The organism is Tessaracoccus oleiagri, assembly GCF_900103275.1.
GTDB classification, from domain to species: Bacteria; Actinomycetota; Actinomycetes; order Propionibacteriales; family Propionibacteriaceae; genus Arachnia; species Arachnia oleiagri.
This window is the reverse complement of record NZ_FNGP01000003.1, coordinates 138,372-163,292: the sequence shown is the minus strand read 5'-3', so window position 1 is coordinate 163,292 and position 24,921 is coordinate 138,372. Positions and strand designations below refer to the sequence as shown.

The window sequence follows — 24,921 nt, the reverse complement described above, 5'->3', positions numbered from 1 at the left end:
GTTGTGGTTACGAGAGTTGCCCTCGGAGTCGGTCTCTTTTTAGTTGTTGTTGGTGTCGGCCACCTGGGTCAGCTGGTAGCCGACCTTGTCCAGATTGAAGGTCTTGGCCGCACCCTGCCGGCCGGTGATGCCGTCCCTGAATGCGAACGTCGCCGTGGCGATCAGTTGCTGCGGAACGTCCGAGTTCCCGATGATCGTGCCATCGACCCGCGCTCCCGCCGGGTCGGTGAGATAAGGCCCGTCCAAAGTCACTGCGTCGTCGAGGCTGACACCTGAAACAGTCAGTTCGGCCTGCAACTCATCACCTTGGACCGTGACCGTGACGGCCTGTTGGTACGTCAAAGTCTCGCCGGGGACGACCCTGTACGAGGTCGGATCGATAGCTTCCCCATTCTTGGTCCATTTGCCGTCTGAAGCGACCAGGTTCAGGTCTCCGGTGGAGATGATGCCTGCCCTCGAATCGTCGCTGACGTTCCAGTTGGCAAGCGTTCCGCCGCCGCCCAGGAGGAGTGCCACGCCGAGGCCGGCGAAAGCTGCACCCTTGATCATCTTGTTCATCGTGTGTCTCGTACCCTTTTTCTGTTGTCCTCGTCGTTTTGTTTCGACGTCCTGATTCCACGCCCTCAGGCTCAAGGAATCCACGGATTCATCCGCAAGACCTCCACAAGATCTCCGGGGGCTTCCGAACGACGTCGGAGCGTCGACGCGCGCCGCTGCGAATCTTCGGCAAAACTTTGGGGAAAGATGGTGCTACCACTGCGGCTCGAGGGGGAGGATCCGTACATGACCGTTGCGCCCGTGCTCGACACGAGGGAGCTCGTCCTGCTGGGCGAGGAACTCGGAGACCGCGACGCGCTCTGCACCTTCCTCGACCGCTACGCGACGATGCTGGACCAGCGGGTCGACAGACTGGAACGTGCGTTGGACGCGCGCGATGTGCAGGACTGGGAGGACGCGGCGCTGAGCCTCCGGACCTCGTCGCAGATGGCGGGCGCGATAGCGCTGTCACGCCTCGTCGCGGAGGTGCAGGCCTGGGTGAAGTCCATCACTCCGGAGAACCCGTGGCCGGGCGAGAGCGCGCTGCACTGCGTGGTGATGTGTCTGCGGCTGCTCGCGGCGGAGACCGCGCGTCAGTTGCGGGTGTTCGTCAGCCCCTCGGGGGCATAGCCCGTCAGTCGTGGCTGCCGGTGCGGACCGGGGTGCCGGCCGAGCGGTACCCGACACCGCGAACCGTCTCGATCCAGCGGGGGGTGGCGGGATCGTCACCCAGCTTCCGCCGGAGATTCCCGAGGTGCACCTCGATGGTGCGCTCATCGGCCATGGACACGAACGTGCCGCTGTCGGGATCCTCGTCGCGCAGCACGCGGAACAGCTCGGCCTTGGATCGCACCACGCGCTTGGAGGCGAGCAGGGTCTTCAGGAGGATGAACTCAGTGGGCGTGACGGTGACGCCTTCGCCCTCGACGGAGACCTCGAAGCTGCGCGGGAACAGCTGGAGCCCGTTGAGCTCGTAGGACGGCTCTCCATCGATTCCCACCGGAGGCGGCTCGGCCACCGGCGCGATGGCCTGCGCCCGGGGCGTGACCACCTCGGGCTGCTTCCGGGGCCGACGCATGAGCGCCTCCACCCGGGCGCGGAGCTCGCGCGGCCGGAACGGCTTGATGACGTAGTCGTCGGCGCCCGCGTCGAGCCCCATCAGCGCGTCGATCTCCTCGCTGCGGGCAGTGAGCATGAGCAGGTAGGCGTCCGAGAACAGCCGGATCCGGCGGGCCACCTCGTAGCCGTCGATGTCCGGCAGGCCCAGGTCAACGGTGACGATGTCCGGGGACTCCTCCTCGACCATGCGGACCCCGTCGACACCCTTCGAGGTCTCATGGACATCGAATCCGGATTGCGTGAACAAGGCGACGAGCAACCCGCGAATGTCCTCGTCATCCTCGATGACCACTGCAACACGCCGTTCTTCCACGTGCACTCCCCACTTAGATTGGTCCAAGGCTATCGTGGACCAGCGACTATTATTTCGCAGGCCATAGGAAAGGTGTTCAGGTGTTGGTGGCCGAATCGCCGGGCAAACACGAACACCGGCCCCAGTATTTCAGCGAGCTTCCCCTGCGACGCAAGGTCCTCTTGTCCCAGCTGCCCGTCGCCGTGTCGGTCGGGCTCGTCGTCCTCGCCTGCCTCTATCTCGACGCGAACGGCGCACTCGCGGCCCGAGAATTTCTCTTCGGTGCGGCCGGCGTCGCCGTCCTGACGCTGCTGGCCGGGACCATCCCCTGGCAGAAACTGCCCGAGTACGCGTACTGGGCGATTCCGCTGCTGGACTTCGTCGCCCTCGCCCCGGTCGTGGAGTACGCCCGGCACCAGCTCGACGGCATGACGATGCTGGCGGCCTTCCCCGTGTTCTGGCTGGGCTGGTCGAACGTGTTCCCCAGGTTGGCGCTGGTGCTGTCCCTCATCGGCAGCGCCGCCGTGACCTGGTGGCCCTACGTGAACGCGCCCGAGGTCGGCCAGCAGGAACTGATGCGTCCCCTCCTCGTGCCGCTGTTCATGTTGAGCCTCGCGATCGCCACCGGCGTCATCAGCCGGAGCGTCGACAAGCAGACGGAGGAACTGGGCGCGTCGCTGGCCGGTATCCGGCAGCGCAACCGCCTGCTCCAGACCGTACTGGACACCACCGACGTCGGAATCCTCGTCACCGACCGGCACGGCAACGACATGATCATGAACCCCGCCCAGCGGCGCTTCCACATGATCGGGTTGCCCGAGGGCACCGACGACGGGGCCGAGGCGGACCTGCTCCAGTACCGACCCGACGGCACGACCCCGATGCCGCTCGAGGAGCGTCCTGTCCTCCGCGCGATCCGGGGCGAGAGCTTCCAGGGCTGCCTCATCACCGTCGGGCAGGCACCGGAACAGCTGACGCTGTCGGTCTCGGCCCAGGCCATGCACGACGAGGACGGCACCTTCGACGGGACCGTGGTGGTCTTCCACGACGTCACCGAACTGATGCACGCCATCCGGGCACGAGACCGTTTCGTCGCCGACGTCTCCCACGAGTTCCGGACGCCGCTCACGTCGATCATCGGGTACCTCGAGCTGGCCCGCGACGCCGAGCTGGACCCCGAGCTTTCGCGCTACGTGCGGATCATCCACCGCAACGCCGAACGGCTGCTCGTCCTGGTGAGCAGCCTCCTCGACGCCGCCAGCACCAAGGAACTGATCCTCCGGCGCACCGACCTCGTCAAGCTCCTTCGTCACAGCGCCGAGTCGGCGGCCGCGCGGGCACGGTCGGCGGGGGTTCGGCTCGAGACGGAGCTGCCGGAGTCCCTCCCCGTGGTGGCCGACCGGCTGCGGACCGCGCAGATCATCGACAACGTGATCTCCAACGCCATCAAGTACACCCCGGCCGGGGGCGTCGTGACGCTTTCCGCGCGAATGGACGACGACCACGCCGAGTTCTCCGTGGCCGACACCGGCATCGGCATGACCCGGGAGGAACTCGACCACGTCTTCGCGAGCTTCTACCGCACGGAGGAAGTGCGCAAGGCCGCCATCCCCGGCACCGGTCTCGGGCTGTCGCTCACGGAACGCTTCGTGCGCGAACAGCACGGCACGATCACGGTCGACTCCGAGAAGGGAGTCGGCACGGTCTTCACCGTCCGGCTCCCCCTCGTCGTGCCCTCGGCGTCCTGAGCGTCAGCCGAAGCGCACCTGCCGCCCCAGGGTGCCGCGCAGCCGCTCCGCGTCGGGCGTCATGCCGCGCAGCCGCTCCAACTTCTCCGCCAGGCCCAGCCTGGCTGCGGCCTCCTCGTTGAACGGGTGGGTGAGGAACTCCTCGATCGCCGCAACGGACCTCGTGATCAGGCGGTGCTCGGCGTCTGCGGCGGAGACGAGCCGCTGCGCGTACCACTCGGAACCCAGTACGGCCTCGCGGGTGAACATGGCACGGAAGTCCGGGGCGTGGAGTTCCAGCCCGTCGTGGCTGCCGTGCGCCATGATGCCCAGCAGCGCCTTCACCGGCGGCACGGCCAGTTCGATGGTGCCGTCGTCGAAGTAGCTGCGGGCCACGCGCTCGTGGGTGGTGAGGATCGTGCGCATGGAGGCGACGTACTCGTCGATCCCCTGTTCCTCGGGGCGCAGCATGTCGTCGGCGAAGACCACGTGGGGGTGGAGGAAGATGCGGCCGAAGTACTTCGTCGCGAACTTCCTGGTCATCCGGTAGCCGAGCCGGCTGGCCTCGAGGACCTCGCCCTCGAACTCCACGTCCGGCACCCGTTCGAGCGCGCCCTCCTCGATGAGGTTCCGGGCGTCCCGTTCGGCCTCGGACATGCGGGAGAACAGCTCGGGCACGAGGAGGGAGATGTCGTGGTCCACGCGCACGGAGGGACCGACGACGCCCGCGGAGGACAGCCAGCCGTCGTAGCCGGTCAGCGCGAACGAGAGGAACGCCGCGTTGAGGTCGTAGACGGACGGCAGGGCGTTGAAGGGCCCCTTGGTCATGGCCCCCTCCGAGCCCGCGCCCGTCGTCGACGGGGACTTGCCGGTCATGGAGGAGATGAACTCCATCATCAGCTCAGGGAGCTCCATGTAGTGCAGGGGCGCGTAGGCGCAGAGCGCGGGCACGTGCTCCTCGGCGGGGTTGTTGCGCCGGCCCGCGGCCACCACGTCGATGGCGTGGCGGTAGGGCTCGTCCTCGCCGAGGGAGAGCGCCAGCCGCTCGGCGACGTCCGCGAGCCGGGTGGCGCGCGCGTTCACGACGTCGGGCCTGCGTTGGAGGTAGCGCGGGTTCTTCGAGCGCGCCCCGTCGACGATCCGGGGGTGCGCCGACGAGACGAAGTAGGTCTCGCTGGTCTCCCCCTCCGCGACGCGACGGATCAGGTCGCGCATCGGCGGGGTGAACTGCGAGAAGCCGACGGCGTCCTCCTGGAGGCGCAGTGCGTCGTCGCGGGTGAGCGGGGCGAAGTTGCTGAGGAACGCACCGCCGGCGATGTCCGCCTCCGCCTGCGTGTCGTAGCCGCGGTGGATGGCGTCGTCGGGCCGCTGGAACAGCAACTGCTCCGCGTTGGTGACGTACTTGCGGCTGGCGCCGTCCTCGCGGCCGGCCACGTCGGCGGGGACGACGATGGAGGCGCTGATGTCGTCCTCGGTCTGCACCTTCGCGGCGGGGTGGAAGTCGTGGCGAAGCGCGAACAGTCGCCAGGAACCGTCCGCGCCGTAGCCGACGCGCAGCATGTTGACGTGGATCTCCTGGTCGTCCATCCGCAGCGCGTGCCCGGCGCGGCCGTTGATCGACGGCACCGAGAAATGGCCGGCCCAGTCGTCGCCCCACTCCGGGCGGTGGAACCGCTTCACGACATAGACGAGTTCCTTGACGTGGTTCGGGATGGAGTCGAGCCATGCGTTGTACTCGTCGGTGTAGTCCACCGACGGCGTGAGCAGCTTGATCACCGAGCCGATCGAGCGCGCCTCCGACAGCACCGGGCGGTGGTCCGTCTGCGACTCGTCGACGAACCGGTCGCTGAAGTCCCTGCCGATGATCTCGGCGACGCGCGCCATGTCGACGGCGAAGTCCTCCACCCAGGCGCGGCCGGTGACGAACGCGTCGGTGATGCTCTTGGAGATCTCCGACTTACCGCCTCCCGAGACCGTCGCCGGTTTGTGCGCCTCGGTGGGCCGGGGCGCGGTGCCGACGAGCGTCCAGTGGCTGCCGCCGGGAGCGAGCTGCTGCAACTCCACCTGGTAGCCGTCGGGGGTCACGTAGGTGTGGTCGGCGCGCAGGACGATGCCGGCCCCTTCACCGTCGCCGCCCCAGGTGACCCGGCTGTCGCGGAGCGAGAACTCGGCCCCGGCCGGGACCAGGACGAGTCGCTCGATCTCGCGGTGCACGGCCGTTCCGTCGGACCGCCGCTCCCACCGCTGCGGATCGCGTGCGAGCACGTCGTCGAACCGCTGGGCGGTGTCGGGCTCGGTGGCGTAGGTGTGGCCGAGGTTGTAGCGCGGGAACGCCCGCGCGCCGCCGGCGTGCTCCTCCTCCACGAGGCCCATGAGGTTGGTGGCGTAGCTGATCTGCGCCTTGACCTCCTTCTTGCAGTAGCCGAAGTAGTTGTCCGCGATGACGGTGACGATCACGCCCCGCTCGTCGCGCACGCACAACTTGAACGCGCTGCCGCCGTTGTAGCGCTCGTCCTCCGCGCTCCAGCACTGCCCGTCGCGGCGCTGGCGCTCGGTGGCGTCGTCCACGTGCGGGAGCCCGAGCTCCTTCTTCGTCAGCCGCGTGAGGTGCGGCGCCAGGATGACGGCGCCGGTGTGGCCGGTCCACGTCTCGGGGTCCAGCGCGGCGTCGTTGTCGGGCAGGAAGGGGTCGCCGGCGTTGCCGAAGATGCCCTCCACGAAGTCGAGGTTCGCCATCAGGGTGGCCGGTGCGAAGAACCGGATCTCCATCGTCCGCTCCGGCGTGAAGCCGGGCACCTCGGGAACGACGACGGGGCGCAGCAGCAGCGAGGCCCAGCACCTCGCAGGCGGCTGCTCGTCGGCGGTGTAGGGCAGTGTGAGAGCCTCGTCGGGGGCCTGCATGGCGGCGGCGAAGATGCGCGCGGCCACCTCGCGGGGCACGGCGATCTTGTCGTCCTGGATGGGCAGCCCGCCCTCGGCGATGTGGAAGACGCCCTTCGTGGTGCGCCGGTCGTTGGCGGGGTTGTGCAGGATGCCGTTCGCGAGCCGGTAGCTGCTCAGCTGCTCGGAGGCGAAGTGGTCGCCGCCCTTGGGCAGCGACATCGCGCGGGCCAGTCCCGCCTGGTCGAGGACGAGGGTGCGCTCGGGCAACCGGCAGTCCCACTCGGTTCCCGCGAAGTAGTCGGCGAGGAAGGACTCGATCCGGGCGCCGATCGGCGAGAGCGCGGGGCCGAGGCGTCGCGTGAGCTCGCGCTGCTTGTCGAGGATGGGGCGGATCAGCCGGGTCCCGGCGTCGCTCGCCGAGGTGGTCTCGCCGCCGTACCCGAGCAGTGCGAGTCGGAGGCTGATCGCTGCAGCATCAAAGGAGGATCCCATGCTGCCAGTATCCCGGGGACCCCTCCGAACGGCTGGGGTCCCCCCTCGCTAAGGGCGCGGGACGCTGGTTGTAGGGTGTGCCGCTCCGGTCCGGCTGCGGCGGGTCCGGCGGACCCGCTCGCGGGTGACCTCGAGGAAGTGCAGCGGCGGCGGGTACTTCTCCGACTTGGCCAGCAGCACCAGCCCCACGAACAGCCCCACGAGGCCGGTGGTGACGGAGCCGACGAGCAGCGTGGCCCGGGCGCCCCAGAGTTCGCCGATCCAGCCGACGAGCGGCGCGCCGATCGGGGTGCCGCCGAGGAACACGACCATGTAGAGCGCCATGATCCGGCCGCGCATCTCGGGTTCGGTGGTGAGCTGCACACGGCTGTTGGCGGTGGTCATCGTCGTGATCGCCACGAAGCCGGTGGGAACGAGCACCGCGGCGTACACCCAGTACGACGTCGCGAGCGTGAGCAGCAGTGTGAAGACGGAGAAGCCCAGCAGCGCGAGGACGAGCCGGCCGAGCCTCGGGTACCCGCGCCGTGCGGCCATCACGGCCCCGGTCAGCGTGCCGGCGGCCATCACCGACCCGAGGAGCCCGTACGCGTCGGCGTCCAGGCCGAAGACCTCGGTGGCCATCAGCGCGTTCGTGACCTGGAAGTTGAGTCCGAAGGTGCCGAGGGTGAACACCATCAGGAAGATCAGCAGCAGGTCGCCCCGCCCGAGGAGGTAACGCACCCCCTCCATGACGGCTCCCCTCCCCGAGCCGCCGGCACGGGCGGGATGGAGCTCGTCGGCGCGCATCAGGTGCAGCGCGATGATCGGCGCCAGGAAGCTCACGGTGTTGATCCACAGCGCCGGAGCGACGCCGAACCAGCCGATGAGCAGGCCGGCGACGCCCGGCCCCACCAGGCGCGCCGAGTTGAACTGCATCGAGTTGAGGCCGACGGCGTTCGGCAGGTTCTTCTCCGACACCATCTCCGAGACGAACGACTGCCGCGCCGGTGAGTCGAAGGCCTGGACCGCCCCTTGGACCAGCGCGAGCACGTACACGTGCCAGAGCTGCGCCAGGTCCAGCGACACCAGGAGCGAGAGGATCAGGGCGTTCACCATGAGCGCGGCCTGGGTCAGCTGGAGGATGCGCCGTTTGGAGAAGCGGTCGGCGAGCGCGCCGGCCAGCGGCGACAGGATCGGGATGGGCAGGAACTGCAGGCCGGTGACGACGCCCAACGCAAGGGCCGAGTTGTCGGTCAGGATGGTGAGCACCAGCCAGTCCTGGGCGATCCGGTTCATCCAGGTCCCGACGTTGGCGACGAGGGAGCCCGTCCAGAAGTAGCGGTAGTTGCGGATGTGCAGGGACTGGAAGGTGGAACGTCGCTCGGTCACTCGAGCACCCTCCTGAGGATCCGGGCCGCCTCGGCCAGCGTGGCGCGCTCCTCGTCGCTCAGGGTGGCTAGCTTCGCCTCCATGAAGCTGTCGCGGACGCTGGCGGCGTCGCGGAGCGCGGCCTCCCCCGTCGGCGTGATCGAGATGATGCGGCGCCGGCCGTCGCCGGGGTCGCCACTTCTTGCCACGAGGTCCTGGGACTCGAGCGTGGCCAGGGTCTTCGTCATCGACGGGGCGGTCACCTGCTCCTCCTCCGCCAGCTCGCCGGGCGTCATGGAACCGCGACGCAGCTTGAACAGCACGGACAGCTGGTGGGGCGGCAGCGGCGCGCCGGACTCGAAACGCACCTTGTGGCTGACGAGCTGGCAGGCCAGCCGGACCTCGTTCGCCAGCCGGGTCATCGCGTTTACCAAAGCACTTCCTTCACCAAAACTTATTAGTCACGGTGAAGTATATGCCATGGGGGCAAGCGCGCTACCCTTGACCGGGCGGGCCACTCCCCTGGGGCGGTTCGACCGAATTACGAAACGTGATGTTTTTCAATTGCGTGCCTACAATGACACGGACATCTACTTCTTACGAGGATCTGTGACAAAGCAACTCGAACGCGTGGTCATCCGCTTCGCGGGTGACTCCGGTGACGGCATGCAGCTCACCGGCGACCGCTTCACTGCGGAGGCCGCGAGCTTCGGCAACGACATCGCCACCCTCCCGAACTTCCCGGCCGAGATCCGCGCCCCCCAGGGCACCCTGCCGGGCGTGTCGAGCTTCCAGCTCCACTTCGCCAACTTCGACATCGTGACCCCCGGCGACACCCCGGACGTGCTCGTCGCGATGAACCCCGCGGCGCTGAAGGTCAACCTGAAGGACATGCCCAAGGGCGCGGTCATCATCGTCGACACCCACGACTTCACCGCCCGCAACCTCAAGCGCATCGGCTGGCAGACGAGCCCGCTGGACGACGGGTCGCTCGCCAACTACGTCGTGCACGAACTGGACCTCACGTCGCTGGCGCAGGGCGCGGTGGAGGGCTTCGGCCTGTCCCGCAAGGACGCCTCGCGCACCAAGAACATGTTCGCGCTGGGCCTCCTGAGCTGGATGTACTCCCGCCCCACCGAGGGCACCGAGAAGTTCCTCGCCGAGAAGTTCGCCAAGAAGCCGGACATCCGCGACGCGAACATCGCCGCCTACCGCGCGGGCTACGCGTTCGGGGAGACGACCGAGGCGTTCGCGGTGCAGACCACCGTCGACCCGGCGCCGATGCCCGAGGGCCGCTACCGGCAGATCTCGGGCAACCTCGCCACCGCCTACGGCCTCATGACCGGCGCCCAGAAGGCGGGGCTCGACCTCTTCCTCGGCTCCTACCCCATCACCCCCGCCTCGGACATCCTCCACGAGCTGTCGAAGCGCAAGGACGTCGGCGTCATGACGTTCCAGGCCGAGGACGAGATCGCCGGCGTCGCCGCCGCGCTGGGCGCGAGCTTCGCCGGTGCGCTCGGCGTCACCACGACCTCCGGTCCCGGCATGGCGCTCAAGTCGGAGACCATCTCGCTCGGCATCATGACGGAGCTGCCGCTGGTGGTCGTCGACGTGCAGCGCGCCGGCCCGTCCACCGGCATGCCGACGAAGACCGAGCAGGCCGACCTCCTGCAGGTGCTCCACGGCCGCCACGGCGAGGCCCCGCTGCCGGTGATCGCCGCCCAGTCGGCCAGCGACTGCTTCACCACCGCCGTCGAGGCGTGCCGGATCGCGGTCAAGTACCGCACCCCCGTGATCATGCTCTCCGACGGCTACCTCGCCAACGGCGCGGAGCCGTGGCGCATCCCGGACCTCGACGAGATCCCTCCGATCGACCCCGGCTTCGCCACGGAGGCGAACGGTCCCGACGGCAAGTTCCTGCCCTACGTCCGCGACGAGGAGACCCTCGCCCGACCGTGGGCCATCCCCGGCACCCCGGGGCTCGAGCACCGCGTCGGCGGCATCGAGAAGGACGCCCGCACGGGCAACGTGTCGTACGACCCGGACAACCACGAGACCATGGTGCGGACCCGGCAGGCGAAGATCGACGGCATCGTCCGCGACATCCCGGACCTCACCGTCGACGACCCGAGCGGGAGGGCGAGGATCCTCGTCCTGGGCTGGGGCTCCACCTACGGTCCCATCACCGCCACCGCGCGACGCATCCGCAAGGGCGGACGCAACATCGCCACCGCGCACCTGCGCCACCTCAACCCGCTGCCCGCGAACGTCGGCGACGTGCTGCGCGCCTACGACCGCGTGATCGTCCCCGAGATGAACCTCGGCCAACTGGCCATGGTGCTCCGGGCCAAGTACCTCGTCGACGTCGAGAGCTACTCGCGCGTGCGCGGGCTGCCGCTGTCCATCTCGGAGCTCGAGGAAGACTTCATCACCGCAATCGACGCAATGGAGGACCACCGATGAGCGGGCTGGCAGGCGTGCCCCTGGCCGTCGAACCACTCAACCGCAAGGACTTCACCAGCGACCAGGAGGTGCGCTGGTGCCCCGGCTGCGGCGACTACGCGATCCTGTCGACGTTCCAGTCCGTGGCGGCCGAGCTCGGCATCAAGCGCGAGAACACGGTGATGATCTCCGGCATCGGGTGCTCCTCGCGGCTGCCGTACTACGTCGACTCCTACGGCATGCACTCGATCCACGGCCGCGCCCCCGCGATCGCCACCGGCGTCGCGATCGCGCGGCCCGACACGAGCGTCTGGGTCGTGACCGGTGACGGCGACGCGCTGTCGATCGGCGGCAACCACCTCATCCACGCCCTGCGCCGCAACGTGAACGTCAACATCCTGTTGTTCAACAACCGGATCTACGGCCTCACCAAGGGCCAGTACTCGCCCACCTCGGAGCTGGGCAAGCTGACCAAGTCGACGCCGTACGGCTCCCTGGACACGCCGTTCAACCCGCTGTCCGTCGCGCTGGGGGCCGAGGCGTCCTTCGTCGCCCGCACCATCGACTCGGATCGCGCGCACCTCACCGAGGTGCTGCACGCGGCGGCCAACCACCGCGGCGCGTCGCTCGTCGAGATCTACCAGAACTGCCCCATCTTCAACGACGGTGCATTCGACGCCCTCAAGGGCCCGGGCGCGGAGGAGACGATCATCCCGCTGCGCCACGGCGAGCCGATCGTCTTCGGCAAGGACGGGCACAAGGCGGTCGTCCGCGACGCGGCCGGCGCCATCACGGTGGCCGAGCGCGACACCGTCGACGAGGCCAGCATCCTCGTCCACGACGAGACGAACGCCGACCCGTCGCAGGCGTTCGCCCTGTCCCGGCTGACGGATCCCGGCGTCCTGCACCAGGCGCCCGTGGGCATCTTCCGCCGGGTCGAGCGGCCCACCTACGACGACATGCTCCGCGACCAGATCCGCGCCGCGGAGGCGGACGACCGTGCCGCGGCGCTGGCGTCGATCATCGCCGGACCCGACACCTGGGAAGCCACCGAACGATGACCGGCTGGCGGCCGCCGGCCCCGCCCCCGCAGGGTGGTCGGCCGCCGTCGACGCGTCCGGAGCCTCCCGCCCCGGACCCGGCCGGGATGGACTCCGTCCTGATGCGGGCGCGCGACCGGTCACGCTTCCAGGCGCCGGTCATCGAGGAGGAGCAGGCCCGTCCCCCGTTCCCCTGGCGACCCGTGCTGCTGGTGTTCAGCCTGGTGATCGCTCTCGCCGTGGCCGGCGGCGCCGCGTACGTCCTGTGGCTGCGCCAGCCCGAGCCCGATCCCGACACGATCGTCCAGGTGCCGGAGGGCCGCGAGACCGTGCGGTTGCGCTCCCCCCAGGACGCCGCCCGCGACTACCTCCAGGCGCTCGCCGACGGCGACATCCGCACCGCCCTGTCGCTGGGCGAGTACGGCGGCATCGGCAGCCGCGCGCTCCTCAACTCCGAGGTGCACGCCCGCATGCGCGAGCGGGCGCCGCTGACGGACATCGCCATCCTCACCGAGGACCCCAACGCCACGGACGTCGAGGTCAGCTACACGCTCGCGGGTGAGCCCGTGCGCACCTCCATCCCCGTGGTCCGCAACGACGCGGGCGGCTACGAGCTGGAGCGCACCACGGTGACGGTCGTCATCGAGTTGGCGCAGGCGGAGTCGCTGCCGCTTCGCGTCAACGGCGTCGACGTGCAGAAGTTCGCCCCACTCGAGGTGGTGCCCGGCTTCTACGAGGTGACCACGGGGCTGACGTTCATCGAGTACCCGCAGGACAACTCGTTCCTGATCGGCTCGCTGGGCTTCGCCTCCGAGACGAGGTTCACCGCGACCCCGCGGCTCACCACCGACGGCGAGGAGGCGCTGCGGGCGGCGGTGCGGCGCTCGCTCGACGACTGCTTCGCCCGCCGCCAGCTGGCCCCCGAGGGGTGCCCGCAATCGATCACCGCGCCACAGCCGGTGGCCGCGGACACCATCCGGTGGCGCCTGATCGGCAACCCGCTCGCCGACGTCCAGCCCACGCTGCTGCCGCAGGACCTGTCGCGCGGGACGATGACGGTCGACCTGCGCTACTCCGTCACGTTCGACTACATTGACGGCTCGACGTCGGGCACGAACACCGGCGCCCGCTCTCCGCGCGCGACCGCCAACATGCTGGGCGACGACCCCTCGCGCGTGAACGTCGTCTGGCAGCAATGACGGGGAGCTCTGGGCCGGGTCGCTAGGGTTGCCCCCATGACCGGACTTGACCTCAGCCACCGACTCGACGACGTGCGCCCGCAGGACGACCTGTTCAGGCACCTCAACGGCGGTTGGCTCGCCACCACCCAGATCGACCCCGACAAGACGAGCGCGGGAGCGTTCATCGACCTCCGCGACGAGGCGGAGCTCAACGTGAGGCGGATCGTCGAGGAGATCGACAACGACGATCCGGACACCGACGACGGGAAGATCGCGCGGCTCTACGCCACCTTCATGGACGAGGCCCGCATCGAGGAACTCGGCGCCGAGCCGCTGCGCAGCCTGCTCGCGCGGGTGGACGAGATCGTGGACCCCACGACGCTCTCCCGGCACCTCGGGTGGAGCCTCCGCCACGGGTTCTCGTCGCTGGTCGGGATGGGCGAGGACGCCGACCCCGGCGAGCCGAGCCGCTACATCTTCTTCGTCGGCCAGGGCGGGCTCGGGCTGCCCGACGAGGAGTACTACCGCCTCGAGCAGCACTCGGACACCCTCGCGGGCTACGTGGTGCACGTCGCGCGCATGCTGCGGCTGGCGGGTTTCGAGGACGCCGAAGCCCAGGCCGACGCGGTCGTCGCCCTCGAGTCGCGCATCGCGGCGCACCACTGGGACAAGGTCCGCAACCGGGACCTGCGCGCCATGTTCAACCCCATGTCGTACGAGGAACTGGCCGCCTCCGCGCCCGGCATCGACTGGCGGGCCTACGCCGAGGGCGCGGAGCTGCCGGCGGACAAGGTGCGCGAGCTCGTCGTCATGCAGCCCTCGTTCATGACCGGTCTGGCCGAGGTCGTCGCCGGTACGCCGATCGAGGCGTGGCGTTCGTGGGCCCGGTGGAAGATCGTCACCGCGCTCGCGCCGTACCTGTCGTCGGCGTTCGTCGACGAGAACTTCGACTTCTACGCCCGGCAGCTCTCCGGCACCGAGGAGCTGCGCCCCCGGTGGAAGCGCGGCCTCTCGTTCGTCGAGGGCGTGATCGGCGAGGGCGTCGGCCGGCTCTACGTCGACCGTCACTTCAGGCCGGAGGCCAAGCACGCGATGGACGAACTGGTGTCGAACCTGATCGAGGCGTACCGCCGGTCGATCAGCGACCTCACCTGGATGACCGAGGCCACCCGCGAGGAGGCGCTGCTGAAGCTGTCGCGGTTCCGCCCGAAGATCGGCTACCCGACGAAGTGGCGCGACTACTCGGGCCTCCGGGTGGGCGACTCACTCGTCGACAACGTCATCGCGAGCAACGTGTTCGACTTCGAGTACACCCTGTCGAAGGTGCTCGGCCCCATGGATCCCGAGGAGTGGGCCATGCTCCCCCAGACGGTCAACGCGTACTACCACCCGCTGCGCAACGAGATCGTCTTCCCGGCGGCCATCCTGCAGCCGCCGTTCTTCAACGTCGACGCGGAGGACGCCATCAACTACGGCGCCATCGGCGCGGTGATCGGCCACGAGATCGGGCACGGGTTCGACGACAAGGGCTCCACCACCGACGGCGAGGGACGGATCCGCGACTGGTGGACGCCCGAGGACCGGGACGCGTTCGAGTCCCGGACCAAGCGGCTCGTCGAGCAGTTCGAGGGGCTCAGCCCGGAGGGCGTCGAGGGCCACGTGAACGGCGAGCTGACGCTCGGTGAGAACATCGGCGACCTCGGCGGGGTGGGCATCGCCTACAAGGCCTGGCGCATCGCGGGCGGCGACCCGGACGGGGAGCCGGTCGACGGGTTGACGCCGGCGCAGCGGTTCTTCCTGGGCTACGCACAGGTGTGGCGGTCGAAGCGGCGCCCGGAGATGGCGAAGATGCTGCTGAGCGTCGACCCCCACTCCCCCGCGGAGTTCCGGGTGAACGAGATCGTCCGCAACGTGGATGCCTTCCACGACGCGTTCGGCACGCGGCCCGGCGACGCCCTGTGGCTCGAGCCGGAGCGCCGGGTGAGCATCTGGTGAGGCCGTAGCGCGCACCCGCGAACCTTGGGCCGACTAGGGTGGGAACCGTGACTGTCTACGGATTCCACGCCTCGCACGAACAGATCTCGCCGCGGCAGCTGCTCGCGGACGTCCAGCTGGCGGAGGAGGTCGGCTTCCAGGCGGCCATGTGCTCGGACCACATCGAGCCCTGGTCGAAGCGGCAGGGCCACTCCGGGATGGCGTGGCCCTGGCTGGGCGCGGCGCTCGCGACGACGAACCTCACGTTCGGCACGGTGACGGCCCCCGGGCAGCGGTACCACCCGGCGATCGTCGCCCACGCGATGGCGACACTCGGCCAGATGTTCCCCGGCCGGTTCTGGACCGCGCTCGGCTCCGGCGAGAACGCCAACGAGCACATCACCGGCGACGCCTGGCCCCGCAAGGAGGTGCGCCAGCAGCGGCTCGAGGAATGCGTCGACATCATCTCGCGTCTCCTCGACGGCGAGACGGTCTCCCACGACGGCCTCGTGAGGGTGCACGAGGCCAAGCTCTGGGAGCGGCCCGATCCGAAGCCGAAGATGATCGCGCCGGCCGTGAGCGTCCCCACCGCCGTGCGCGGGGCCCGCTGGGCCGACGGCCTCGCGACGATCAACATGGACCCGGGCACGCTGCGCGAGATGCTCGCCCGCTGGGACGAGGCGGGCGGCGCCGATCACAAGGTGCTCCAGGTCCACCTGTCGTGGGCGCCCACCGACGATGAGGCCTACGCCATCGCCCACGACCAGTGGCGCTCCAACGTCTTCGGGCCCCCGGCCGCGTGGGACCTCACCGTTCCTACGTTCGACGCCGTGAGCGCCGAGGGCATCTCCCCCGAACAGGTGCACCGCTCGGTCGTCATCGAGTCGGACCTCGGCAAGCTGGCACAGCGCATCCACGACCTGGCGTCGCTCGGGTTCGACGCCGTGTACCTGCACCACGTCGGCCAGGACCAGCGACCCTGGCTCGAGACCGCCGGCGAGCGGCTGCTCCCCCAACTGCGCTGACCGAGGAGGCAACGTGCTGAAGACCGAGACCGCCGACCTGTGGTGGAAGTCCGCCGTCATCTACTGCCTGGACATCGAGACCTTCTTCGACTCCAACGGGGACGGCGTCGGCGACATGACGGGTCTCGCCCAACGCATCGACTACCTGGCGGAACTGGGCGTCACCTGCCTGTGGCTGATGCCGTTCTACCCCACCGCGAACCGGGACGACGGCTACGACATCATCGACTACTACGGCGTGGATCCCCGGCTCGGGACGCACGGCGACCTGGTCGAGCTCGTCCGGACGGCGAAGGACCGGGGGCTGCGGGTGATCGTCGACCTCGTCACCAACCACACCTCCAACCAGCACCCCTGGTTCAAGGCCGCCCGTTCCTCCAAGGACAGCCCCTACCGCGAGTACTACGTCTGGCGCGACGAGCCGCCGGAGGACACCTCCGACGAGGTCGTGTTCCCCGACGCGGAGAACTCGCTCTGGACCTACGACGAGAAGGCCGGGCAGTACTACCTGCACAACTTCTACTCCGAACAGCCCGACCTGAACATCACGAGTCCCGCCGTACAGGGCGAGATCGCGAAGATCATCGGCTTCTGGCTGGAGCTCGGCATCGACGGCTTCCGCGTCGACGCGGTGCCGTACATGATCGAGACCCGGGGCGTCGCCGACAGGTGGGCGAAGGAGTTCGGCGACCCCCACGTCTACCTCAAGCAGCTGAAGGCCTTCATGGGACGCCGCCGTGGGGACTCGATCATGCTCGGCGAGGTCAACGTGCCATACGAGACGATGTTCGAGTTCTTCGGAGGCCCCGACGGCGACGAGCTGACGATGATGTTCGACTTCGAGCTCATGCAGCGGCTCTACCTCGCCTTCGCCCGCGAGGACACGGCCCCAATCATCGAGACCATCCAGCGACGCCCCCAGCTCGCGCGGCACAGCCAGTTCGCCAACTTCATCCGCAACCACGACGAGCTGACCCTCGACAAGCTCTCCGACGAGGAGCGTCAGGAGGTGTTCGACGCGTTCGGTCCCGAGGAGGACATGCAGCTGTTCGGTCGCGGCCTGCGCCGGCGGCTGCCACCCATGGTGGCCGGGGATCCCCGTCGCATGCGGATGGTCTACTCGCTGCTGTTCGCCCTCCCCGGGACGCCCGTGCTGTTCTACGGGGAGGAGATCGGGATGGGCGAGAACCTCGACGTGGAGGGCCGACTCGCGGTCCGCACGCCGATGCAGTGGACCGACGCGAAGAATGGCGGCTTCTCCTCCGCCGCGCCGTCGAAGCTGCCGCGCCCCGTCACCCAGGGCGCCTTCGGGCCGGATCACGTGAACGTCGCCGCGCAGCGACAGGACCCGGACTCGTTCCTCAACTTCATGACGCTTCTCGCGCGCCGCTACCGCGAGTGCCCGGAGGTCGGGATGGGGAACTTCGAGATCCTCGAGCACGACGTCAAGGAGGTGCTGGTGCACCGCTCGACCTGGGATCCCTTCGGGGGCGGCCGGTCGAGCTCGGTGCTCGTGCACAACCTCAGCCCGCGCGCCACCCGCATCAAGGTGCGGTTGGAGGGCGTCGACGAGGGCCTGGAGGTGGCGGACCTCGTCTCCGGCGAGCGGCACACGATCGGCAGGTCCGGGCAGTTGGAGCTCCCGGTCGACGGGTACGGCTACCACTGGCTGCGGATCCTATACGCGGACGACTCGCGCTTGGTCTAGCGGCACGGACCGGTCCGCCAGCGTTTCCTACGTCCACCTGCGATGCATCGCTGGTACTCAGAGCGAACGCTGGCGGCTCTCGGGTGCCTGCGTGAAGCCGGCCATCACAGCCCCGATGGACGCCGTCAGAGCGGGTCCGACGAGGGCCTCGAGGCTCCCCGGGCGCCCGGCCTCACGCCAGCCCCAGCGCGTCACCCAGTAGCCCAGCCGACGCAACCCAGCCTCCCGGTGCTTCTCGGCCATCACGGCATCCTGGCTGGTCATCCCGTCCTCGAGCAGGTCCCCGTACTTCGCCGCACCGTCCACCTCCCCCACCACGCCGTGGTCGGGCCAGAGGAAGTCCACCCGCGCCACGAAGGCGCCCTCCTCGTCGAAGATCTCCACCTGCTCCTGAGGGGCGGGCAGACCGGCGAGGATCAGGTTCGTGCGGCTGAGGGACTCGGCCGGTGACTCGGCGAACGGGCTGGCCATCATCGCCACGCTGAGCGCCTTCCGGATGCCGTGCAGCCGCGGGTGCATCCCAACGGCGGCGGCCAGGGATTCCCTCTGCAGCCCGTCCGCGAGCGCCCGGTCGGCTGCGGCCACGCCCCACATCAACGGCTCCGTGCGCGCGACGTCCGACACGGTTCGGGCCAGGGTCGTGATCGGCATACCGTCCAGCGTGGTGACCTCGTCGTCGGTGAGGCGCGTGTTGCGCACGCGGAGGTGCGGTCCCTTGTCCGCGTGGCCCGTCGTCGTCCGGGTCATGGTGACCCGCTCGAGGGTGTGGTTGCGCACAGGCAGGCCCTGGAGCGCCGCGGCGGTGGTGTGGCTCAGGACGTTCGTGGGGCTCACCACACGTCGGGTGGCTTCGACGAGCGCCCGGTGGGCTGCCAGTCGTTCCGTCGACGTCTCGTGGGCGTACACGCCCCTGCGCAGGCGGTGGAGGAGGTCGTCCTTCTCCAGCGACGCCACGGCCGCCGGCGTCAGCCCGACTTGCATGAGTTCCGCATAGGTGATGGTCATGGGTGCATTCCAGCGGCCAGAGGTGGCGTTCGGCTCCCTGCGTTCGCACCTGTGGAAAACCGGCGGCGGTGTCTCCACAGACCCCCTCTCGCGCGGGAACGCAAAGACGCCTGCGTTTCCTACGTTCACCTGCGAAGCAGCGCTGGTGAACGTAGGAAACGCAGGCGCCTTGGTCTGGGCCTAGGTGGAGCGGGTGACCAGTTCGTCGCAGACCTGCAGCAGCGCGTCCTTGGCGTCGCCGTCGGGCAGGATGGCGAGGTGGCTGCGCGCGATGTCGGCGTGCCGCCGGATCTCCGCCTGCGCGCGCCCCATGACGGGGTGGGCGCGCAGCATCTCCAGCGCGCGGGCGAGCGTCGCGTCGTCCGAGAGGTCGCCGTCGATCAGCGACAGGAGTTCGGCGTCGGCCGGGTTGTTCTCGGCACGCAGCATGAGCACGGGGAGCGTGGGCACGCCCTCGCGCAGGTCGGTCCCGGGCGTCTTGCCGGTGACGTCGGAGTTGATGTCGATGACGTCGTCGGAGAGCTGGAACACCACCCCGATCTCCTCGCCGAACGCGTCCAGCGCGCGCACGATCTCCCGCGGCGCGCCGGACGCCATGCCCCCGAAGCACGCGGAGGCGGCGATGAGCGACCCGGTCTTGTCGGCGATCACCTGCAGGTAGTGGGTGAGCGCGTCGCCGCCCTCCTGCGGGCCGACGGTCTCCGCGATCTGCCCCTGCACCAGGCGCGCGAACGTCTGTGCCTGCAGCTTGACGAAGTCGACGCCCAGTTCGGCGACGAGGTACGAGGCCTGCGAGAAGAGGAAGTCGCCCACGAGGATCGCGACCGAGTTGCCGTAGAACCGGTTGGCCGACGGAGCCCCGCGCCGCACGTCGGCCTCGTCCATGACGTCGTCGTGGTAGAGGCTGGCGACGTGGGTGAGCTCCATGACCATCGCGGCACGCTGGATGCTGTCCTCGTCGCCGGCGTCGCCGAACTCGGAGGCGACGAACACCAGCATCGGCCGGAAGCGCTTCCCGCCCGCCGAGATGACGTGCTGCGCAGCCTCGGTGACGAACTCCGAGTTCGCCACCGCGGCGTCGGACAGGAGCGTCTCGAAGCGTTCCAGACGCTCCTGCAGCCGCACCTCGAATGGTTTCGCCATTACCGGATGAACTCCGAGAAGTTGTTCATGAGCTCGATCATGCCACCCGGGAGGAGGCCGAGGACGATGGTGGCGAGCACGCCGACCAGCACCACGGTCCACGTCCACAGCGAAGGCGTGACCACGACGGTGTCGGAGTCGTCCTCGGCGTCCTGGAACCACATCGCCACGACGATCTTCAGGTAGAAGAACGCCGCCACGACCGACAGGATCACCGCCACCAGGACCAGCCAGCCGAACCCGCCCTGGAAGGCCGAGCTGAAGACGGCCAGCTTGCCGACGAAGCCGGCGGTGAGCGGGATGCCCGCGAAGCTCAGGAAGAAGAGCGTCATGACGGCGGCCACGACCGGGTTGGTCTTGCCCAGACCGCGCCACGCGACGATGCCGTTGGCCTCGCCGCCCGAGCGGCGCACCGTCAGCAGGAGGCCGAAGGCGCCCAGGGTCGCGACACCGTAGGTGAGCAGGTAGAACGCGACCGCTCCGACCGACGAGACGGTGACGCCCTCGCCCGGCTCCACGGCGCCGACGATGCCGACGAGCAGGAAGCCCGCGTGCGTGATCGCCGAGTACGCCAACAGTCGCTTCAGGTCGTTCTGCGACAGGCCGACGACCGCGCCGAGGATCATGCTGACGATCGCGATCACCGCCAACAGCGGCTGCCAGTCCCACGACGCGCCGCCGAGGCCCACGTAGAACACGCGCATCAGCGCGGCGATCGCAGCGGTCTTCGTGGCGATGGCCATGAAGCCCGTCACCGGGGTGGGTGCGCCCATGTAGACGTCCGGAACCCACGAGTGGAACGGCACGGCGCCCATCTTGAACAGCAGGCCCACGGCCAGCAGCACGAGGCCGAGCAGCAGGAGCCAGTAGTTGTCCGCCCCGGCGTCGATCGCCGCGGCCACGTCGGTCAGCGTGAGGCCGCCCGAGTAGCCGTAGAGCATCGCGATGCCGTACAGGAAGAAGCCGCTGGCCAGCGAGCCGAGCAGGAAGTACTTGAGGCCGGCCTCCTGCGAGAGGAGGCGACGGCGGCGCGCCATGGCCGACAGCAGGTACAGCGGCAGCGACATGACCTCGAGCGCGACGAAGAGCGTGATGAGGTCGTTGGCCGACGCGAACAGCATCATGCCCAGCAGCGAGAACAGCAGCAGCGGGAAGACCTCGGTGTGCTCGCGGCGCAGGCGCACGGCCTCGCGCTCGAGCGGCGAGCCGGGGACGGCGGAGGCCGACGACGCGAAGGCCGACTGCCCGTCACCGACGCCACGCTCCGCGAAGAGCGCCACGCCGCCGAGCGAGAAGAGGATCAGCAGGCTCCAGAAGATCAGGGTCGGGCCGTCGTGCGACAGGAGGCCCATGGCGATCGTCTGCGGCTCGAGATCCGCCATCTGGAACAGCACCGCCGCGCCTGCGCCCAGGAGCACGAGGATCGACAGCCCCGTCTGCAGCACGTAGCGGGTGCTGCGCGGCGCGAAGGCCTCGAACAGCACGCCCACGACGGCACCGCCGAAGACGAGCAGCAGCGGGAGCAGCGGCATCCACTCGACGGTGGGTGCCTGGATCTCCAAGACGTTGATCATCGTCCGCCTTCCTTCAGCTGCGGGGTGGGATCCTGGACGCCGGCGACCGAGAGGAAGCCCGTCGAGGATTCGTCAATGAACTCCAGCGCGGGCTTCGGCACGAAGCCGAGCACCAGCAGGAGGACGAGGAGCGGGAAGACCGCGGCCTTCTCGCGCAGGGAGAGGTCCCTGTTCACGTGGGTGCTCACCTGTTCGGTGACGGGCCCGGTCATCGTGATCTTGTACATGCGCAGCACGTACACCGCGGCCAGCACCATGCCGAGCGTGATGACGGCGGTGTGCACCGGGTAGCGCTGCCACGAACCGGCCATGACCAGGAACTCGGACACGAACGTCGCCATGCCGGGCAGCGACAGCGCCGACAGGCCGGAGATCAGCAGGAACCCTGCGAGTACCGGGGCGACGCGCTGGACGCCGCCGAACGCGTGGATGTCCGCGCTCCCGCGGCGGGCGACGAGGAAGCCGACCATCAGGAACAGCGCCGCGGTGGAGAACCCGTGGTTGAGCATGTAGAAGATCGAGCCGGTCAGCGACTGCGTGGTGAGGGCGAAGATGCCGAACACCATGAAGCCGAAGTGGCTGATCGACGTGTAGCTGACCAGGCGCAGCAGGTTGGTGGACTGGAACGCCATCAGGGCGCCGTAGATCATGGAGACCACGGCCCAGACGAGCACCACGGGCGCCGCCCACTGCATCGACTCGGGGAAGATCACCAGGCAGATCTTGATGATGCCGAAGGTGCCGATCTTGTCGAGGATGCCGACGAGCAGCGTGGAGGTACCGGGGGTGGCGGCCTGCGCGGTGTCGGGCAGCCAGGTGTGGAGGCCGACGAGCGGCGCCTTGACCGCGAACGCGAAGAACACCGCGAGGAACAGCAGGTGCCCCGTCGTGTTGTTCAGGTCGAGGGCGCCGAGGTCGCCGATCAGCAGGCTGGCCTGCCCCTCCCCCGCCGCGACGGCGTAGAGGCCGACGACGCCGACCAGCAGCACGAGGCCACCGGCGAGCGAGTAGAGCAGGAACTTCATCGCCGCCCGGGAGCGTCCGTCGCCGCCGTAGCGGCCGATCAGGAAGTAGACCGGGATCAGCGTGGCCTCGAACGCGAGGTAGAACAGCAGCAGGTCGCCGGCGAGGAACACGAACAGCGCCAGACCCTGCATCAGCAGCGCGAGCGAGAAGAACCCACCGGTGGTGCCGCGGGCGGTGACGGATTCACCGACGCGCCACTCGGCCAGCATGACGACCGGCACCAGGATGACGGTCAGCAGCACGAGGACGGCGTCCATGGTGGTCATGTCGAGCGCGTAGTAGGCGCCGATGGGCCGGATCCACGGGACGGACACGCTGAGCGCCTGTCCGCTGATGGTCAGGGCCACCGCGACGACGCCGAGCACCAGGGTGCTGAGCGCGACGCCCATGCCGACGAGCTTGGCGATCTCCCCCTTGAGGAGGACGACGACCAGGGCCCCGACGATGGGCAGCAGGGCGAGAACAGTCAACAGCATCTCTTCAAATCTCCTTAGCCCAGCTGTCCGAGCGCGACGACGAGTGCGACGCCGATGACGCCGAGGACCAACGTCAGGCCGTACGTGCGCGAGTAACCGTTCTGGGTCCTTCGCAACAGCCCACCGAGCCCGGCCGCCACCGTCGCGCCGCCCTCCGGCACGCCGTCGGCCGCGGTGCGGTCGAACCAGGCGAGGCCGGCGGCGAGTTCCTTCGTCGGGCGGATGATGGCGTGCTCGTTGAACGCGTCACCGTAGAGGTCGTTGCGGCCCGCGTGCGCGAACACGTTCTTCGTCTGCGGGACGGTCTTCGGGATGTCGTCCTTGAACATGTACCAGCCGATGAACACTCCCACGGCGACGACGGCCATGGTGAGCCAGCCGATCGGCGTGATGTGGAGCAGGCCGGTGTTGTGGACCTCGTGGCCGGTGGGGACGGCGAGCCAGTCCTGGATCCAGCCGTTGAGGAACAGGCCGGCGAACAGCGAGAGGATCGCGAGGATGATGAGCGGCACCGTCATGACGGCGGGCGACTCGTGCGGGTGCACGTCCGGCTCCCAGCGCTTCTGGCCGAAGAACGTCATCATCATCAGGCGCGTCATGTAGAACGCCGTCACGCCGGCGCCCAGCAAAGCCAGGGTGCCGAGGATGATGTTCGACTCGAACGCGGCCTCGATGATGTGGTCCTTCGAGTAGAAGCCCGCCGTGAACGGGAACCCGATGATGGCCAGGTAGCCGGCGGCGAAGGTCAGGAACGTGATCTTCATCGCCTTGGCGAGGCCGCCGAAGTTGCGCATGTTCACGTCATCGTTCATCCCGTGCATGACGGAACCGGCGCCGAGGAACATGTTGGCCTTGAAGAAACCGTGCGTGAGCAGGTGGAAGATCGCGAACGCGGCGCCGATCGGGCCGAGGCCCGCGGCCAGCATCATGTAGCCGATCTGCGACATCGTCGAGCCCGCGAGGACCTTCTTGATGTCGTCCTTGCTCGAACCGATCCAGGCGCCGGCGAGCAGCGTCACCGTGCCGACGATCGCGACGGCCAACGTGGCCTCCGGCGTCTGCGCGTAGATGACGTTGGAGCGGATCACCAGGTAGACACCGGCGGTGACCATCGTCGCGGCGTGGATGAGCGCCGACACCGGGGTCGGGCCCTCCATGGCGTCGAGGAGCCAGGACTGGAGCGGCACCTGGGCCGACTTGCCGCAGGCGGCCAGCAGCAGCAGGAAGCCGATCAGCGTGGCCCAGCCGCCCATCTCCCCCGCCGCGGCGTTGACGTCGACGAAGGACACCGAGCCGATCAGCGAGAACATCGTGAACATCGCCATCGCCAGGCCCAGGTCGCCGACGCGGTTGACGATGAACGCCTTGTTGCCGGCCGCGGACGCGGAGTCGCGGTGCGCCCAGAAGGAGATCAGCAGGTACGACGCCAGACCGACGCCCTCCCAGCCGACGAACAGGATCAGGTAGCTGTCGGCGAGCACCAGCGTCAGCATCGCGGCGATGAAGAGGTTCAGGTACGCGAAGAAGCGGCGGCGACGGTCGTCGTGCGCCATGTAGCCGATCGAGTACACGTGGATCAGCGAGCCGACGCCGGTGATCAGCAGCACGAACAGGATCGAGAGCTGGTCGATCAGCAGGCCGACGCTCACGTTCCAGGAGCCGGTGGAGATCCAGTCGTAGAGGTGGACCGTCACGGCGCGGGAGCCCTCGTCGGCACCCAGCATCTGCAGGAACAGCAGCAGCCCGATGGCGAACGAGGCGATCGGCGCAAGGGTGGCGAGCCAGTGGCCCCAGCTGTCGGAAACGCGCCCCAGCAGCAGGAGGAGGAACGACGTCGCGAGCGGGATGGCGATGAGCAGCCAGGCCAGTGAGAAGAGACCTGTGGCGGGGACCGCCTGGAAGGTTTCGAGAAGAATCACTTTCTGTTGTC

The 24,921-nt window shown here is 68.9% G+C and carries 18 protein-coding genes; 8 read left to right on the top strand and 10 right to left on the bottom strand.

Annotation, left to right across the window (positions count from 1 at the left end; all coding sequences use genetic code 11):
- Positions 1-39 precede the first annotated feature (39 nt).
- Positions 40-558 (bottom strand): alternate-type signal peptide domain-containing protein, encoded by a 519-nt coding sequence (locus tag BLR46_RS08655; protein ID WP_093251098.1) that lies wholly within the window; start codon positions 556-558, stop codon positions 40-42.
- A gap of 225 nt (positions 559-783) precedes the next feature.
- Here BLR46_RS08655 and BLR46_RS08650 point away from each other — a divergent pair, with 225 nt between their 5' ends.
- Positions 784-1,167 (top strand): Hpt domain-containing protein, encoded by a 384-nt coding sequence (locus tag BLR46_RS08650; RefSeq protein WP_093251096.1) that lies wholly within the window; start codon positions 784-786, stop codon positions 1,165-1,167.
- Positions 1,168-1,171: 4 nt separating this feature from the next.
- Here BLR46_RS08650 and BLR46_RS08645 read toward each other — a convergent pair whose 3' ends face one another.
- Positions 1,172-1,969, bottom strand: coding sequence for a response regulator transcription factor (locus BLR46_RS08645; protein ID WP_093251849.1), 798 nt, complete (start codon positions 1,967-1,969; stop codon positions 1,172-1,174).
- Between the two features lie 80 nt (positions 1,970-2,049).
- On the opposite strand from BLR46_RS08645, the gene BLR46_RS08640 reads away from it, so the two are divergent.
- A complete protein-coding gene (locus BLR46_RS08640; RefSeq protein WP_093251093.1) occupies positions 2,050-3,696 on the top strand; it encodes a sensor histidine kinase in 1,647 nt (548 codons plus the stop codon).
- 3 nt (positions 3,697-3,699) lie between these two features.
- Here BLR46_RS08640 and BLR46_RS08635 read toward each other — a convergent pair whose 3' ends face one another.
- Genes BLR46_RS08635 through BLR46_RS08625 form a run of 3 tightly spaced genes read right to left on the bottom strand, consistent with a single transcriptional unit; the run spans position 3,700 to position 8,819 of the window.
- The gene (locus tag BLR46_RS08635; RefSeq protein ID WP_093251092.1) at positions 3,700-7,050 is read right to left on the bottom strand and encodes a PPi-type phosphoenolpyruvate carboxykinase family protein; all 3,351 of its coding nucleotides are present in this window, start codon (positions 7,048-7,050) and stop codon (positions 3,700-3,702) included.
- 48 nt (positions 7,051-7,098) lie between these two features.
- Positions 7,099-8,418, bottom strand: a complete 1,320-nt coding sequence (locus BLR46_RS08630; RefSeq protein ID WP_093251091.1) for an MFS transporter — start codon at positions 8,416-8,418, stop codon at positions 7,099-7,101.
- Entirely contained in the window at positions 8,415-8,819 is a 405-nt protein-coding gene (locus BLR46_RS08625) for a MarR family winged helix-turn-helix transcriptional regulator (protein ID WP_093251090.1), read from the bottom strand. The genes BLR46_RS08630 and BLR46_RS08625 overlap by 4 nt, the downstream gene beginning before the upstream one ends.
- Before the next feature lie 187 nt (positions 8,820-9,006).
- Between BLR46_RS08625 and BLR46_RS08620 the strand changes: the two genes are divergently transcribed.
- From BLR46_RS08620 to BLR46_RS08595, 6 genes are read left to right on the top strand one after another with little or no spacing between them, the layout of a single operon-like run.
- Complete coding sequence (locus BLR46_RS08620) at positions 9,007-10,860, top strand: 2-oxoacid:acceptor oxidoreductase subunit alpha (protein ID WP_245701615.1); 1,854 nt, start codon at positions 9,007-9,009, stop codon at positions 10,858-10,860.
- Positions 10,857-11,900, top strand: a complete 1,044-nt coding sequence (locus tag BLR46_RS08615) for a 2-oxoacid:ferredoxin oxidoreductase subunit beta (RefSeq protein ID WP_093251085.1) — start codon at positions 10,857-10,859, stop codon at positions 11,898-11,900. The genes BLR46_RS08620 and BLR46_RS08615 overlap by 4 nt, the downstream gene beginning before the upstream one ends.
- The gene (locus BLR46_RS08610) at positions 11,897-13,078 is read left to right on the top strand and encodes a hypothetical protein (RefSeq protein ID WP_143008255.1); all 1,182 of its coding nucleotides are present in this window, start codon (positions 11,897-11,899) and stop codon (positions 13,076-13,078) included. The genes BLR46_RS08615 and BLR46_RS08610 overlap by 4 nt, the downstream gene beginning before the upstream one ends.
- 36 nt (positions 13,079-13,114) lie before the next feature.
- A complete protein-coding gene (locus BLR46_RS08605; RefSeq protein ID WP_093251080.1) occupies positions 13,115-15,055 on the top strand; it encodes a M13 family metallopeptidase in 1,941 nt (646 codons plus the stop codon).
- Positions 15,056-15,102: 47 nt separating this feature from the next.
- Positions 15,103-16,059 carry a TIGR03885 family FMN-dependent LLM class oxidoreductase gene (locus BLR46_RS08600; RefSeq protein WP_093251078.1) on the top strand — a complete coding sequence of 319 codons (957 nt, stop codon included), beginning with the start codon at positions 15,103-15,105 and terminating at the stop codon, positions 16,057-16,059.
- 13 nt (positions 16,060-16,072) lie between these two features.
- Positions 16,073-17,767 (top strand): alpha-amylase family protein, encoded by a 1,695-nt coding sequence (locus BLR46_RS08595; RefSeq protein WP_093251075.1) that lies wholly within the window; start codon positions 16,073-16,075, stop codon positions 17,765-17,767.
- A 57-nt stretch (positions 17,768-17,824) separates the two neighbouring features.
- Here the strand turns inward: BLR46_RS08595 and BLR46_RS08590 are convergent, their stop codons facing one another.
- The 5 genes from BLR46_RS08590 to nuoL form a co-directional block, all read right to left on the bottom strand.
- Positions 17,825-18,772: a type IV toxin-antitoxin system AbiEi family antitoxin domain-containing protein gene (locus tag BLR46_RS08590; protein ID WP_093251073.1), complete on the bottom strand. Its 948-nt coding sequence runs from the start codon at positions 18,770-18,772 to the stop codon at positions 17,825-17,827.
- 180 nt (positions 18,773-18,952) lie between these two features.
- Positions 18,953-19,915, bottom strand: a complete 963-nt coding sequence (locus tag BLR46_RS08585; RefSeq protein WP_093251070.1) for a polyprenyl synthetase family protein — start codon at positions 19,913-19,915, stop codon at positions 18,953-18,955.
- Positions 19,915-21,489, bottom strand: coding sequence for an NADH-quinone oxidoreductase subunit NuoN (gene nuoN / locus BLR46_RS08580; protein WP_093251067.1), 1,575 nt, complete (start codon positions 21,487-21,489; stop codon positions 19,915-19,917). Before nuoN ends, BLR46_RS08585 begins: the two co-directional genes overlap by 1 nt.
- On the bottom strand, positions 21,486-22,991 hold the full coding sequence (locus BLR46_RS08575; RefSeq protein WP_093251066.1) for an NADH-quinone oxidoreductase subunit M: 1,506 nt from the start codon (positions 22,989-22,991) through the stop codon (positions 21,486-21,488). Before BLR46_RS08575 ends, nuoN begins: the two co-directional genes overlap by 4 nt.
- A 14-nt stretch (positions 22,992-23,005) precedes the next feature.
- Positions 23,006-24,910: an NADH-quinone oxidoreductase subunit L gene (gene nuoL / locus BLR46_RS08570; RefSeq protein WP_093251065.1), complete on the bottom strand. Its 1,905-nt coding sequence runs from the start codon at positions 24,908-24,910 to the stop codon at positions 23,006-23,008.
- Positions 24,911-24,921: the final 11 nt, after the last annotated feature.

Coding starts and splice junctions, on each gene's coding strand:
- BLR46_RS08575 (WP_093251066.1), bottom strand. CDS start 22,991: ATGCTGTTGACTGTTCTCGCCCTGCTGCCCATCGTCGGGGCCCTGGTC.
- BLR46_RS08650 (WP_093251096.1), top strand. CDS start 784: ATGACCGTTGCGCCCGTGCTCGACACGAGGGAGCTCGTCCTGCTGGGC.
- BLR46_RS08655 (WP_093251098.1), bottom strand. CDS start 558: ATGAACAAGATGATCAAGGGTGCAGCTTTCGCCGGCCTCGGCGTGGCA.
- BLR46_RS08635 (WP_093251092.1), bottom strand. CDS start 7,050: ATGGGATCCTCCTTTGATGCTGCAGCGATCAGCCTCCGACTCGCACTG.
- BLR46_RS08625 (WP_093251090.1), bottom strand. CDS start 8,819: ATGACCCGGCTGGCGAACGAGGTCCGGCTGGCCTGCCAGCTCGTCAGC.
- nuoN (WP_093251067.1), bottom strand. CDS start 21,489: ATGATCAACGTCTTGGAGATCCAGGCACCCACCGTCGAGTGGATGCCG.
- BLR46_RS08605 (WP_093251080.1), top strand. CDS start 13,115: ATGACCGGACTTGACCTCAGCCACCGACTCGACGACGTGCGCCCGCAG.
- BLR46_RS08585 (WP_093251070.1), bottom strand. CDS start 19,915: ATGGCGAAACCATTCGAGGTGCGGCTGCAGGAGCGTCTGGAACGCTTC.
- BLR46_RS08615 (WP_093251085.1), top strand. CDS start 10,857: ATGAGCGGGCTGGCAGGCGTGCCCCTGGCCGTCGAACCACTCAACCGC.
- BLR46_RS08590 (WP_093251073.1), bottom strand. CDS start 18,772: ATGACCATCACCTATGCGGAACTCATGCAAGTCGGGCTGACGCCGGCG.
- BLR46_RS08610 (WP_143008255.1), top strand. CDS start 11,897: ATGACCGGCTGGCGGCCGCCGGCCCCGCCCCCGCAGGGTGGTCGGCCG.